General features: G+C 64.1%; 12 protein-coding genes. 6 read left to right on the forward strand and 6 right to left on the reverse strand.

The features are described 5' to 3' along the window. Nucleotides 1-117: 117 nt before the first annotated feature. From WMO64_RS10655 to WMO64_RS10675, 5 genes are all read left to right on the forward strand, one after another. Nucleotides 118-789: a zinc ribbon domain-containing protein gene (locus WMO64_RS10655; protein WP_349231957.1), complete on the forward strand. Its 672-nt coding sequence runs from the start codon at nt 118-120 to the stop codon at nt 787-789. A 57-nt stretch (nt 790-846) separates the two neighbouring features. Continuing rightward, entirely contained in the window at nt 847-1578 is a 732-nt protein-coding gene (locus WMO64_RS10660; RefSeq protein WP_349231958.1) for a zinc ribbon domain-containing protein, read from the forward strand. A 103-nt stretch (nt 1579-1681) separates the two neighbouring features. Continuing rightward, on the forward strand, nt 1682-1987 hold the full coding sequence (locus tag WMO64_RS10665; RefSeq protein ID WP_349231959.1) for a hypothetical protein: 306 nt from the start codon (nt 1682-1684) through the stop codon (nt 1985-1987). A gap of 12 nt (nt 1988-1999) precedes the next feature. Further along, entirely contained in the window at nt 2000-3802 is a 1803-nt protein-coding gene (locus WMO64_RS10670) for a ParB N-terminal domain-containing protein (protein ID WP_349231960.1), read from the forward strand. Between the two features lie 26 nt (nt 3803-3828). After that, on the forward strand, nt 3829-5133 hold the full coding sequence (locus tag WMO64_RS10675) for a type IV secretory system conjugative DNA transfer family protein (RefSeq protein WP_349231961.1): 1305 nt from the start codon (nt 3829-3831) through the stop codon (nt 5131-5133). Nucleotides 5134-5227: 94 nt separating this feature from the next. Here the strand turns inward: WMO64_RS10675 and WMO64_RS10680 are convergent, their stop codons facing one another. The 6 genes from WMO64_RS10680 to WMO64_RS10705 all read right to left on the reverse strand — a co-directional run bounded on the left by WMO64_RS10680 (nt 5228) and on the right by WMO64_RS10705 (nt 12894). Further along, nucleotides 5228-7288, reverse strand: coding sequence for an alpha-amylase family protein (locus WMO64_RS10680; protein ID WP_349231962.1), 2061 nt, complete (start codon nt 7286-7288; stop codon nt 5228-5230). Next, a complete protein-coding gene (locus WMO64_RS10685) occupies nt 7285-8235 on the reverse strand; it encodes a carbohydrate kinase family protein (RefSeq protein WP_349231963.1) in 951 nt (316 codons plus the stop codon). The genes WMO64_RS10680 and WMO64_RS10685 overlap by 4 nt, the downstream gene beginning before the upstream one ends. Before the next feature lie 36 nt (nt 8236-8271). Next, complete coding sequence (locus WMO64_RS10690; RefSeq protein ID WP_349231964.1) at nt 8272-9597, reverse strand: glycoside hydrolase family 32 protein; 1326 nt, start codon at nt 9595-9597, stop codon at nt 8272-8274. A gap of 178 nt (nt 9598-9775) precedes the next feature. After that, nucleotides 9776-10636, reverse strand: coding sequence for a carbohydrate ABC transporter permease (locus WMO64_RS10695; RefSeq protein ID WP_294518464.1), 861 nt, complete (start codon nt 10634-10636; stop codon nt 9776-9778). Further along, entirely contained in the window at nt 10636-11505 is an 870-nt protein-coding gene (locus WMO64_RS10700) for a carbohydrate ABC transporter permease (RefSeq protein ID WP_294518467.1), read from the reverse strand. The genes WMO64_RS10695 and WMO64_RS10700 overlap by 1 nt, the downstream gene beginning before the upstream one ends. Nucleotides 11506-11517: 12 nt before the next feature. Then, on the reverse strand, nt 11518-12894 hold the full coding sequence (locus tag WMO64_RS10705) for an ABC transporter substrate-binding protein (RefSeq protein ID WP_349231965.1): 1377 nt from the start codon (nt 12892-12894) through the stop codon (nt 11518-11520). Nucleotides 12895-13164: 270 nt separating this feature from the next. Here WMO64_RS10705 and WMO64_RS10710 point away from each other — a divergent pair, with 270 nt between their 5' ends. Beyond that, a complete protein-coding gene (locus WMO64_RS10710; protein WP_349231966.1) occupies nt 13165-14211 on the forward strand; it encodes a LacI family DNA-binding transcriptional regulator in 1047 nt (348 codons plus the stop codon). Nucleotides 14212-14216: the final 5 nt, after the last annotated feature.

The raw sequence follows: 14216 nt of genomic DNA on the forward strand, positions 1-14216 counted from the left end.
TTTTAAATTATTTTTCCCATTTTTACCTGCGTTGTTGCACCCGGTTCCCAGCGGTGCTAGAATGTGGTAAATCATCCCGCATCTGTGTGTGGGGTGCAACGCAAAGGAGTTGATCTCATGGCAAACTTCTGCAAAAAATGCGGACGGCCCCTGGAGAACGGCCGCTGTCCCGTGTGTGACGGCCCGGCCCAGCCCCAGTATGCGCCCCCCGCCTCTTCCGGTTCCGGTGCTGCCTTCTTCGCCGGGCTGGGAAACGACCTGCGGGCCTTTTTCGCCTCCCGGGATCCCTTCCGCATCGCCCCGGCAGCGGGCTTTGTGGTGGTGGCACTGATCTACCTGCTGCAGGCCTTCTTCTCTCTCTCCGACAACGGACTTTCCTACAATCTGTATGTGGTCCTGTCCTGGCTGAACCTGCTGAGCTGCATCGCCGTGGGCGTTGGGGCCGTGAACCTGGTCAAGGGCAAGGCCACCGCCGGCACGGCGCTGCTGTCCGGCTGCGTGTCCGCCCTGATGGGCCTCACCGGCGTGCTCAACCTGCTGGGTATGCTGGTGCCGCACTCGTCCTTCTTCAACTACCTGCTGCCCTGCCTGTTTATCCTGGTGCTGGGCCTGGGCCTGACGGTCAAGGTCCGCCTGTTCCGGATGTTCTGCCTGGGCGGCGCAGCTGCTCTGGCCCTGATCCTGCTGGTGGAGGTCTTTACCACCCTGCCCTTCCTGCCCCAGCTGGCGCTGTGCTGGTGCGCCCTGTGCGGCGCCCTGGCCGTGGTAAAAGGTTATCTCCAGGTGTGACAATCCCATCTGGCAAGCGTTCCTGTATATACAAAAAGAAAAAGGAGGATTTTCATTATGGCTTTTTGTGAAGAGTGCGGCAGCCGGATTCCGGACGGCGCCGACAAGTGCCCCGCCTGCGGCGCGGCGGTCGCCGCTCCCCAGCAGACTCAGAACCCCAACACCGGCTACGGCCAGCAGAACACCGGCCGCGAGCGCCAGAGCGCCCCGTCCTACCGTCCCGCCGCCGGCGGCCGGGTAGACAACCTGGTGCTGGCTGAGAACGAGAAGATCGTCCGGCAGTACCAGTGCAGCAACGTCAAGCAGCCCCGCTGCGTGGGCTACCTGACCGTCACCAACAAGCGCATCCTCTTCCAGGGCAAAGCGGCCACCAGCCGCATCGCCAAGGAGGTGGTGCTGGACTCGGTCTCCGGCCTGGACTGCTACTACGGTCTGAACGTCAACGGCGGCCTGCTCGCTCTGGGCGTTCTCCTGGCCCTGGCCGGCCTGTTCCTGCTCATCAACGACGGGGATATGGCAGTGTGGGGCCTGCTCGCCATCGTCCTGGGCGTAGTCCTGATCGTTCTCTCCTTCCAGAAGAGCTTCTTCCTGGCCATCTTCTCCTCCAAGGCCAACGGATCGCCCATCAGTATCGGCGCGGGCGCCCGCTCCCTGGTAGGCAACGGCGCCCTCTACTCCCTCATCAGCGAGCCCACCGCCGACACCGACCGTATGCTCAATGAGCTGGGCGCTCTGGTGCAGGACCTCCAGACCCTGGGCGACCACGCCATCGAGAAGTGGAGCAAGTAACCGCTCCCTGTGCTCCTTCCGCTCCAGCCTGACGGGCGGCCGCGCTGACCCGCGGCCGCCCGTTTTGTTATATTTTATTCTCTTTTTACAGGAGGTAATCGATATGCTGCTCTCTTCCCTTGCCGCCCAGCTCGTCACCCGTGAACTGGCCGCCCCCGCCCAGGGCTGGGCCTGGGCCTGGCGCATCCAGAACGAATACCCCGCCCTCCTCCGGGAGGCCGCCGAGGCCTGGGCGGAGAACAAGCCCCTGCCCAACCCCCAGGTGGGCGGCCACTCCCTGGAGGAGGTCATGGAGGCCACCGGCGCCTCCGCCCCCCAGGCACTGGAGCTGCTCTATGTGCTGGAGCGCAGCCCCTCCGACGGGCTCACTCTGCTGGCCCGCTGCACCCGCCGGGACCGCCTCCGCTGACGGAGGTGCGCCATGGGATGGTTTTCCAATCTCTTCCACCGGGAGCAGTCCCAGAACGACCAGGCGCAGCCCAACCGGTACCAGCAGCTCTTCTCCTCCTTTGACCACGCCAGCATGCGCAACGCCACCCCGGAGCAGCTCGCCGCCAACCGGGCCCAGCTCCACGACCTCTTTGCCTCCAAGACCTGGAATTCTCTGGACTACGACACAAAATGCCAGGCGGTCCAGGCCCTGGAGAACGACTTTGCCTATCAGCAGGGCCGTCCGGCCAAGCACGTGGAGGCCGTCCCTCTGGACGATCTCTGCTACGGCGGCTGGAACCCGGAGTTGGACACCATCCACCTCAACGAGAACCTGCTGAAAAACGGCACCACCCTCAGCGACCCCAACGCCCGGCCCATGCCCGACGCCAACATGCAGGTCTTCGACACCGTGGCCCACGAGGGCTACCACGCCTACCAGAGCTACGCCCTGGAGCACCCGGAGGTCCATGCCGACAAGGCCCAGCTGCGGGAGTGGGCCCTCAACGAGGGCAAGTACTACGACAATGGCGACAAGTACCTCATCCAGCCCCAGGAGCGGGATGCCTGGCAGTACGGGGACAGCTCCACCACCCAGGCCTTCCAGGGCATCGAGGCCCGCAACGGGCCCGAGCCGGAGCTGACCAAGGCCGAGTACGAGAACCACGCGCTGACCAGCTCTTACAGCGCCGCCCTGGCCCGGGAACAGCGCCGGGACCCCCAGGTGCTCCAGACCATGGAGAAGGAGATGGAGTCCGCCTGCCAGCAGCATGGCATAAAGTATGATTTCACCGGTCAGAGCCAGACTGCCGGCAACGCCCCCCAGCCCCAGGCCCAGGGCGTCCAGCAGGGCCAGGCCCCGCCCGGGCCGGTGATCCGCACCATCTCCGCTCAGTCCATCGACATGTCCTATGCCCGCGGCATGGACAGCCCCGAATTCTGGAACCACCACGGCAACACCAAGGCCGACTACATGGCCCTGGCGGAGAAGCTGCCCGCCGTCCAGGCCGGACTGGCCCAGGGCCGCACTGTGGACGAGCTGAAGCAGGACCCGGAACTGAGGGGCTGCGTCAACGCCTACTACGATCCGGACAACATGGTCAAAGTGATCCAGACCCCCGACGGCGGCTATGAGTATGAGGACAATGGCCGCCACCGGATTATGGCCGCCAAAGAGATGGGCTGCGACATTCCCGTCCAGGTGGTCAACGCCCAGGCATATGCCCAGGCCCAGGCCCAGGACGCAGGCGGGAAGCTGAGGCAGGATGCCCAGCCGGAGCAGGTCCAGACCGAGGGCCAGGAGCAGCTCCAGGAACAGGACCAGGAGCAGCTTCAAGAGCAAGACCAGGAACAGCTCCAGGAGCAAGACCAGGAACAGTTCCAGGAGCAAGACCAGGAACAGCTCCAGGAGCAGGACCAGGAACAAGACCAAGAGCAGCTCCAGGAACAAGACCAGGAACAGCTCCAGGAGCAAGACCAGGAGCAGCTTCAGAATGAGGACCTCTCCATGGACCAGATGACCCAGCAGGAGCCCGAGGAGTCCCAGCAGGAGGCACAGACCGAGGACCTCTCCATGGATCAGATGGCCCAGCAGGAGCCCGAGGAGTCCCAGCAGGAGGCACAGACCGAGGACCTCTCCATGGATCAGATGGCCCAGCAGGAGCCCGAGGAGTCCCAGCAGCAGACGCAGAGTGAGGACCTGTCTATGGACCAGGCCGCCGGAGAAGACGTATCCGGCGGGGAGGAACAGAGCTCCGGCCAGGAGGAGGACCAGTCCCAGGGGTACTCCTACTAAATTTCATTACAAGGAGGATGTGGGCCATGCAGACCTATTCACAGGAGGTATTCTCCGGCAACCGGCTGTTTGACACCTGCCAGTACCAGGACAGCGAACCCCACTTCTTCCTCATGGGCCACAACGCCCTGGGGGAGCCCATGCGCATCCCGGTGGGGGAGCAGATGCTCTCCCGGCACATGCTGCTGCTGGGCGGCATCGGCACGGGCAAGTCCAACACCTTCAACTTTCTCATCCGCAGCGTGCGCAGCAGCCTGACCGACCGGGACGTGGTCATCATCTTCGACACCAAGGGCGACTTCTACCGGGAGTTCTACCAGCCCGGGGACGTGGTCATCAGCAACGACAGCCGGGCCACCGGCGGCAACGGCCCGGACTACTGGAACCTGTTCGGGGAGGTGAGCATCGACGACCGGGTGGAGGAGAACATTCTGGAGATCGCCAAGAGCTTCTTCTCCGAGAAGCTCTCCCACACCACCCAGCCCTTTTTCCCCAACGCGGCCAAAGACCTGTTCTCCGCCCTGCTGCTCCACATGGTCCGGTCGGACCAGTTCGCGGCTTCCCGGAACAACCAGTCCCTGCGCACCCTGTTCGACACCTTCTCCGTGCCCGCCATGAAGCGCATCCTCCAGTCCCACCAGGACCTGAAGGCCATGACCTCCTACATCGAGGACGAGAAGTCGGGCCAGACTCTGGGCGTAGTGGCCGAGCTGCAGCAGATGGTGCGGGAGATCTTTGTGGGCAACTTCCGCAAAAAGGGCAATCTGTCCATGCGCCAGCTGGTGCGGCGGAAGGGGGGCCGGGTCATCTTCGTGGAGTACGACCTGGGCATCGGCGCCATGCTGACGCCGGTATACCGGCTGCTCATCGACCTGGCGGTAAAGGAGGCCCTGTGCCGCACCTCCAATGAGGGCAGCGTCTACTTCTTCATCGACGAGTTTCGCCTCCTGCCCCACCTGGAGCACATCGACGACGGCGTCAACTTCGGTCGCAGCCTGGGGGCCAAGTTCTTCGTGGGCATCCAGAACATCGACCAGATCGCCGCCGCCTACGGCCAGAACCTCTCCCGCAGCATCCTCTCCGGCTTCGGCACCACCCTGGCCTTCCGGGTCAACGATGCCGGCTCCCGGGAGTACATCAAGGACCTGTTCGGCCGGAACATCAAGCTCCAGACCTATCTCTCCGCCGTGCAGAACCGGGGCGTGTCCGAGCAGATCCGGGAGGGCTTTGTGGTGGAGGACGAGGACATCACCAACCTGCCCGTGGGCCAGGCCATCATCGGCGCGCCGGGCTGCCAGCCCTTCCGCTTCCAGTTCAAGCGGTACGGCTGAACCGGCCGCCATTCCCGCCTATGAAACAACCCCGCCCCGGCTCTTACGAGCCGGGGCGGGGTTTCTGCTGATCGGGTTTTCAGGCCCGGCGGGATCAGCCCTCGGTATGGGCCAGCCAGACAAAGCCGTAGGGGTAGAGCTCCACGTGGCTCAGGTCGTCGAAGTGGCCGCCGTAGACCAGCTCGTCAAAGGCGCCGCCCTCGCCGCTGGAGACGGTGACGAACTCGGGGCTGAAGTTGAACATGGCGATGAGCTTGCGGCCCTTGTACCAGCGGCCCACGCCCAGCACGTGGGCGCTGCCGGTGTCAAAGGTCCACACGTCGGCCCGGGCGTCAAAGGCGGGCTCGGCGCAGCGCAGCTCCTCCAGCCGCCGCAGGCCCATGAACTGCTTGCCCTGGCGGGTGGTTCCGTCGCGGCGCAGGGCGGCCAGGTCCCACTGGAAGGCACCACGGTGGAGGTAGCGGCTGTCGTCCCACTTCTCCGGGTCCTGGTGGTAGGAGTAGTCGTTGAGCTGGCCCACCTCGTCACCGCTGTACAGCACCGGGATGCCGCTCTGGGTCAGCATCCAGGCGTGGAGCATCAGGTCGCAGGCAATGGCCCGCTCCAGCTTGAAGGGGTTCTGCTCGTAGTCGGCGGCCTCCACGCCGCACAGGGAGGCGGTGGTGCCGCACAGCCGGGCGTCCCCCAGGCGGGGGTCGTCGTTGTAGAGCTCGCCCCGGCTGTCGCTGCCCGGCCACTTGCCGGTGAACCAGTCATTGAGGTACTTCTTGTGGGACACCTCGTCGGTGCCGAAATGGGCCTTGAGCCAGGGGTAGTCCAGGCCCCAGCCGATGTCGTCGTGGCAGCGCAGGTAGTTGAGGAACAGGAAGTCCCGGGGCAGGGCACACACCGCGTCCATCTGGTGGCGCAGCAGGGACACGTCCCCGGTGGCCAGGGTGTGCCAGGTGGTGGCCATGGTGGTCACGTTGTAGAGCATGTGGCACTCGGGCTTGTCGGGGGTGCCGAAGTAGGGCGCCACCTTGGCCGGCTCCATGACCACCTCCCCCAGCAGCAGCACGCTGGGGCAGACGATCTCGCACACCATGCGCATCATGCGCACCAGGGTGTGGACCTGGGGCAGGTTGCGGCAGTTGGTGCCCAGCTCCTTCCAGATGTAGGGCACCGCGTCCAGCCGGATGACGTCGATGCCCCGGTTGGCCAGGTAGAGCAGGTTCTCGGTCATGTCGTTGAAGACCATGGGGTTGGCGTAGTTCAGGTCCCACTGGTAGGGGTAGAAATTGGTCATGACCACCTTCTGGCAGTCGGGCAGCCAGGTGAAGCTGCCGGGGGCGGTGGTGGGGAACACCTGGGGCACCGTCTTCTCAAACTCCCGGGGGATGTCCCAGTTGTCGTAGAAGAAATAGCGCTCCCGGTAGCCCGGCTCGCCCGCTCGGGCCTTGCGGGCCCACTCGTGGTCCTCGCTGGTGTGGTTCATGACAAAGTCCAGGCACAGGCTGATGTCCTTTTCCCGGCAGTCATCGGCCAGACGCTCCAGGTCGGCCATGGTGCCCAGCTCGGGCTGCACCTTCCGGAAGTCGGACACCGCATACCCGCCGTCGCTGCGGCCCTTGGGGCTCTCCAGCAGGGGCATCAGGTGGAGGTAGTTGACGCCGCACTCCTGGATGTAGGGCAGCTTCTCCCGCACCCCCTCCAGGGTGCCGGCAAAGGCGTTGGTGTAGAGCATCATGCCCAGCAGGTCCCGGCGGCGGTACCAGTCCGGGTCGGCCTCCCGCCGCCCGTCCTGGGCCCGCAGCTCCGCCTTCCGGTCCGCCCAGCTCCGGCGCAGCATGGACACAAAGTAGTCGTAGGCGGCCAGATCCCCGTGGTAGAGCTCGCAGTAGAGCCACTTGAGCTCGTCCTGCCGCCGGGCCAGGCGGCGCTCGAACACGGCGTCGTCCTCCCGGGCGGTGGGGGCATTTTCCTCAACTGCGGGGCGGGCCTCCTCCGCGGCGGCAGGGGCCGCCTCTGCCGCAGGGTTCACCACCGCTTCCTCCGCAACAGGGCGGGCCGCTTCCTTTTCGTCAGAGACAGCGGCCTCCGGCGCGGCGGCGGGGGTCTTCTTTTTATTCTGTCTGGCGGAGGGCTCTCCGCTCCGCTGGTTCCGTTTTGCTTTCATTCTGCTTTCTCTCCGTTCTCCAGCTCCGCCAGAGTGGGCATGGCGGGAATGGCTCCGCTGCGGGAGCAGGTCTTGGCCGCCGCCCGGTTGGCAAAGGACAGGATCTCCTCCAGCTCAGGGGCGGCAAGGCCCTCCAGGGGGCCGCCGCTCCGGCGGGTCAGGCGGCTGAGCACCGCGCCGAAGAAGGTGTCTCCGGCGCCGTTGGTGTCGGCCACGGTGGTGTGCACGCCGGGTACCAGGCCGGTCTTGCCCTGCCAGCGGTAAAAGGCCCCGCCGGCCCCCATGGTGATGAGTACCAGCTTGACGCCCTCAGCCTCCATGCGGCGGCTGCCCTCCTCCGGGTCGTCGGTGCCGGTAATGAGGGGCAGCTCCTCGTCGGACAGCTTGAGCACGTCCACCAGGGGCAGGGGGGTGCGCATCCACTCCACGGCCTCCTCCCGGCTGGTCCACAGGGCGTCCCGGTAGTTGGGGTCGTAGCTCACCAGCACGCCGTGGGCCCGGGCCTGGCGGGCGGCAAACAGGGTGGCCGAACGGGCGGGGGCCGCGGTCAGGCTCACAGAGCCGAAGTGGAGGACCTTGGTGTTCTCCACCAGGCGGGCGTCCACCTCGTCGGGGGACAGGGCGCTGTCCGCCCCCCGGACAAAGCGGAAGGACCGCTCCCCGGTGTCGGACACCGTGACCACCGCCATAGTGGTGGGGGCGGCGTCGGTCCGCAGGCCGGACACGTCCACGCCGTTCTCCTTCAGCACGCCGGTGAGGTAGGCGCCGAAGCCGTCCCGGCCCACCTTGCCGATAAAGGCGGTCTTGGCCCCCAGGCGGGCGGCGGCCACCGCCACATTGGCGGGGGCTCCGCCGGGGTTGGAGGCAAACAGAGGCACGTTCTGCGGGGAGACGCCGGTCTGGGTCAGGTCAATGAGCACCTCTCCGATGGTGGTGATATCCATCATGGCAAAGCCGCTTCCTTTCTCTTTTCAAAAATCATGTCAGACGGTGCGGGCCTCTTCCACGGGGCCTTCCAGCTGAGTCCCCAGGCCGTACACCACATGGCTGAGCACATATTCTCCCTGGTTGACGAAGATCTCCACCAGGTTGGGGTCCACAAAGATGTCCAGGCGGCAGCCGTCCCCCTCCAGGGCGGGGGTGCTGGCGGTGAGGCGGCAGCCCTGGAGACCGCCGAACAGGGCGCTTCGGTCGGCCTCGATCCTGCCGTCCGCCATGCGGATGCGGTATCCGCCCATGTTCAGGGCGTCCCCCTCCCGGAGGGTGGCCCTGAGCCGGACGGGCTTGTACTCCGCCAGGGGAGCCAGGCCGTCGGCGGGCTTGTCAAAGCAGGCGTCTACGTCGGGGTGGACCGGGAAGCACACCCGGCCGTCCCGCACCTGCACCAGCCGGGGCAGGCTCATCATGCCGTTCCAGGGCCCCCGGCCGTCCGGCCAGTTTTCCACGGGCCTGGGCATCCGCATCCAGCCCACCAGCACCCGGCGGCCATTTTTGTCCAGGGTGCTCTGGGGGGCGTACAGGTCCAGGCCCCAATCCAGGTAGGAGAGGGGTTCCCGGAGGGACAGGGCGCAGGCGTCCGGGTCAAAGTCCGCCCGGGCGTACATGGCCTGGTCGGCGTAGGACAGGCCGTCCGCCGTGACCCCCATGGGGGAGCCCACGAAGATGTACCCGTCCTCCGTCTTCATCAGGTCGGGGCACTCCAGCACCCGGCCCAGCTCGGGGGAGGCGTACTGGTTGGCGTAGGTCCAGTTTTCTCCGTCCTGGCTGCGGAAGAAGAGCACACGCCCGGCCCCGTCCCGGGTGCTGCCCAGGATCATGCGGTAGCCGTTCTTCTCCCGCCACACCTTGGGGTCCCGGGTGTCCTTCCGGTCGCCCACGGCCGGGTCGGTGAGCACGGGGATGATCTGCCTCTTGTCCGCCCAGTTGTCAAACTGCCGTCCGTCCGGGGAGATGACCATGGCCTGGCTGGTCTCGAACCGGTCCCCCTCCGCCACATGGATGTCCTCCGGGTTGGGCCGGTCGTACTTTACCGCCGAGTAGTACAGGCGGAGCTTTCCGTCAATCTCCAGGGCGCTGCCCGAGAACACGCCGCTGCGGTCATAGTCCTTGGTGGGGAAGAGGGCCACCCCCAGGTGCTCCCAGTGGATCAGGTCCCGGCTCACCGCGTGGCCCCAGTGCATGGTACCCCACCGGGGGGCGTAGGGGAAATACTGGTAGAAGAGGTGGTACTCGCCCCTGTAGTAGATAAACCCGTTGGGGTCGTTGATCCAGTTTCCGGGGGCTCTCAGGTGTACGATGTCCGTTGTCAACGCGCTTCCCTCCGCATCTTCCGTAGCGTTCCGGGCCCGGCGGGCCCTGTAAAAATCGGGAGCCCCTTCAACGAGAGGCTCCCGACAGAGATCCCCACCGGTCGCCAGACACCGGCGGGTTTGGATGGTCTCCACACAAGCATGAATTGTATCACATCGGGATGGGTTTGGGTAGCTTTTATTTCACCGCGCCGGACACCACGCCGCCGATGATCTGCTTCTGGAGGATGACGTACAGGATCAGGATGGGGATGACGCACAGCAGCAGTCCGGCCATGATGGTGCCGTAATCCGCCGAATAGGTGCCGTAGAAGCTGTAGGTGGACAGGGGCAGGGTGAGCAGCTCCTTGTCGGTGAGGACCAGGGAGGGCAGCAGGTAGTCGTTCCAGAAGGCCAGGGAGTTGAGGATGACCATGGTGGAGATGATGGGCTTGAGGAGGGGGAAGACGATCTTGAAGAAGATCTGGGCGTGGTTGCAGCCGTCGATGTAGGCCGCCTCCTCCAGGGCGATGGGGATGTTGCCCCGGATGAAGCCGTGGAACATGAAGACCGACATGGCCATGGAGAAGCCCACGTGCATGAAGATCAGGGTGATGCGGTGGTTGAGCACGTTGAGGGTGCCGCCGTAGATGCTCACCAGGGGGATCATGATGGCCTGGAAGGGGATGATCATGGAGGCCACCATGAGGGCGAAGATGATCTTGGACACCTTGTTGTTGTGGCGGACGATGTAGTAGGCCAGCATGGCGGCCAGCAGGGTCACCAGCACGGTGGCGGACACGGTGACGATGAGGGAGTTCTTGAAGGCGTTGAGGAAGTCCATCTGGGTGAAGGCCTTGACGAAGTTGTCAAAGGACAGGCCCTTGACGGTGAACAGCCAGGAGAAGGGGTCCTTGATGATGTCCCGCTTCTCCTTCAGGGCGTTGATGACCACCATGATGAAGGGGAACATGTAGGCGATGAAGATGATGATAAGGCCGGTCATGGCCAGGGCGTTGGCCAGTTTGCGCTTGTTGCCGCCGATGGTGGAGTTGTTCATTATGCCTCAACCTCCTGTCTCTTGGTCAGGTAAACCTGGACGCCGCTGATGATGGCCACGATGACAAACAGGATCAGGGCCTCTGCCTGGCCCACGCCGAACTGCCGGGAGGTGAAGGCCTTCTCATACACGTGCATGGCGGCCATCTCGGTGGTGCCGTAGGGGGCGCCGGCGGTCAGGGACAGGTTGATGTCGTACACCATGAAGGCTCTGGACAGGGTGAGGAACAGGCAGATGGTGATGGAGGACATCATGAGGGGGAGGATGATGTGGCGCAGCTTGGTCCAGCCGGTGGCGCCGTCAATGCTGGCGGCCTCCATCACGTCCTGGTTCAATCCCATGAAGCCGGCCACGTAGATGAGGATCATGTAGCCGGACAGCTGCCACACGGACACCAGCACCAGGGCGGCGAAGGCCAGGCTGGGGTCGGACAGCCAGGAGCTCTCGAAGAGGCTCCAGCCGGTGGCGTCGCCGATGCCAACGAACACCCGGGAGAACACGAACTGCCAGATGTAGCCCAGCACCAGGCCGCCGATCAGGTTGGGGGTGAAGAAGCCGGCCCGGAAGAAGTTCTGGGCCTTGATGCCCCGGGTGAGCAGGTAGGCGATGGCGAAGGCCAGCACGTTGACGATGATGACCACAAAGATGACGTACTTGAAGGTCAGCAGCAGGGAGGTCCAGAACTGGCCGTCCTTGACCACGCTGATAAAGTTGGTGAAGCCCACAAAGTTCTTTACGTCGGACACGCCGTTCCAGTCGGTGAGGGTCAGGTAGACGCCGTAGATGAAGGGGACGATGACCACTGCCACGAAACAGAACAGGCCCGGCAGCGCAAAACCGCAGAAATCTTTTCCACTCTTTCTTTTCATTTCAGTTCCTCCTTACTTCTGCTGGGCCCAGTAGTCCTCAATGGACGCGATGAGCTCGGCCCGGTCGCTGCGGCCGGCCAGATACTTCTGCATGGCGGCGCCCAGAACAGACCAGTGGTCGTTGGGCACGATGGCGGAGGCGTTGAAGGCGGTGCCCTCATGGACGTGGTTGTAGATGTCCCGGCTCAGGGGGTCGGAGGGCTCATAGGGGTTGTTCTGGAAGGGCGGGATGATGCTGCAGGTCTTGACCAGCATCTGCTGGCCGATCTCGCTGTACACAATCCAGTTCAGGAACTCCTTGGCGGCGGCCTGCTCCTGCTCGGTGGCCACGATGCCGTCCAGCATCACCTGCTTGGAGGGGGAGGCCTGGATCTCATAGTTGACAAAGTCGTCCGGGTCGTTGTTCATGAAGTAGGGCAGGAAGCCGTACGCGTCGTCCTCCTCCGCGTCGGCCTCGGCCATGTTGGGCCAGGCCCAGTTGCCGTTGAACCAGAAGGCGGTCTTGCCGTCCACCAGGTCAATGGCCATCTCGTCGTAGTCGGCGCCCAGGGGGTCGGCGGCGGCCACGTTGTACTTCTTCAGCACGTCGAACATGTCCAGGAACTGGGACATGCGGTCGTAGGTGGTCAGGTCCAGCTCTCCGCTCTTGATCTGGTTAATGACCTCGGCCGCGCCGTCGGAGGTGCCGTCGTAGGTCTCATAGATGTACTGCAGGTGATGGGCGCCCAGGGACCAGTCCTCCATGGCCAGGGACACCGGGTGCTCCAGCCCGGCGGCCACCAGCCGGTCCAGCAGGGCCACAAAGTCGTCCAGGGTGTGGAGGGAAGAGGGGTCAAAGGGCTCGCCCAGGGTGTCCTCAATGACCTTCTGGTTGTAGATGATGCCGCGGCCCTCGATGCACAGGGGGAAGCTGTACACCTTGCCGTTGACCTCGGTCAGGTAGCCCTCAGCCTCGGCCAGCCAGGGCTCGTCGGACAGGTCGGCCGCCTTGGCCTCGGCCAGGGCGATGACGTCGGTGGTGTCCAGGATGGACATGGTGGGCGGATTGCCCGAGTTGTACAGGCTGACCACCTTGGTGTAGGGCGAGTCGCCGTCGGTCACCGGCATGACCTCCACGTGGACGCCCGACTTCTTCTCAAACTCCTCGCCCATCTCCACCAGGGCGTTCTGGATCTCCGCCTTGGAGTTGAGCAGGGTGATGGTGGTGCCCGCCAGGGACTGGTCGTACTCAAAGGTGTCCACAGAGGTGTCGATGGGCTCGGCCTCGTCCACCTCGTTGGGATCGTCCGGGTTGCTGGCGAATCCGAACCGGACCCCGCTGGCGGCGGCTGAGACCAAAGCAGCCAACAGCGCCACTATCACTACGATGGATATGATTGCTTTTTTCATAAATGCGCCTCCCACTCCTTAAATATTTCACAAAACATGAAATGGAACCGGTTACTTCGCCATTATATTAGCACTTTTGGAAAGGATTCGTCAATCGTTTATCGTCAAATAAACCAACTTTGTAAATATCACCCGAACTGTTTTAGTCATTATTATACATATTACACAATCCCTCCCCGGAGTCCTATCCGTTGTACATTTCCAGCGTGTCTGCTATAATATTACAATAGTCCGGCGGCGGAGTACGCCGGCATGACAAGGGGCGCTGTTATGGAACCGAAAAAGAAGATTACCTTTGACGACATTGCCAGATATACCAATTTTTCCAAGACCACCATCTCCCGCTACTTCAACAACCCGGACTCCCTGGCTCCGGAGAGCCAGCGGATCATCTCCGACGCTCTGGAGAAGCTCCACTACAAAGAGAACAAGGTGGCCCGCATCCTGGCCAACGGCCAGACCGAGTTCATCGGCATCATCCTGCCCGAGTTCTACCACCGGTTCTTCTCCGAGGTGCTCAACCAGATCCTGTCCACCTATGAGACCTACGGCTACAAATTCCTGGTGTTCGTGGGCAACCGGAATGAGGAGAGCGAGCGGCGGTACATCCGGGAGCTGATGGCCTACCAGATCGAGGGCATGATCGTCCTCAGCCACACCATCTCGTCGGAGGAGCTGGCGGCGCTGCACCTGCCCATCGTGACCATGGAGCGGGAGGACAGGCACGTGTGCAGCGTCAACACCGACAACTACACCGGCGGCCGCCAGGCGGCGCAGCTGCTGGATGAGTGCGGCTGCGACGTGCTCCTCCACATCAACTCGCCCACCAGCCCCCTCATCCCGGCCTATGGCCGCATCACCGGCTTTCTGGACTACTGCCAGGGCCACGGCCTGCGCCACGAGCTGATGCTGCGGGACGTGGACCGCTCCCACGAGAGCGACCTGGCCATCCTGCGGGAGCTGATCGACGACATGGAGGAGCGGTACAGGGGCCAGAAAAAGGGGATCTTCCTCTCCAACGACACCCTGGCCAGCACCATGATCAACCTGCTGTTCCTCAAGTACGGGCGTCTGCCCGACGACTACCGCATTGTGGGCTTCGACAACTCCCCCGCATCCCGAGAGGCCATCATCCCCGTCAGCACGGTGGGACAGCAGGTGGAGCTGCTGGCCCAGGAGGCGGTGGCCCTGGTGGTGGAGCAGATCAACGCCCGCAAGGACGGCAAGCCCCTCCACAGCCGGAAGCCGGTCCACAAGGTCATCGACCCGGTGCTCATCCGCCGGGCCTCCACCGGCGGGACCTGCGCCAACGGCTGAAGGGC

It is taken from the genome of Pseudoflavonifractor intestinihominis (genome assembly GCF_040096055.1).
In the GTDB taxonomy this organism is placed as follows: domain Bacteria; phylum Bacillota; class Clostridia; order Oscillospirales; family Oscillospiraceae; genus Pseudoflavonifractor; species Pseudoflavonifractor intestinihominis.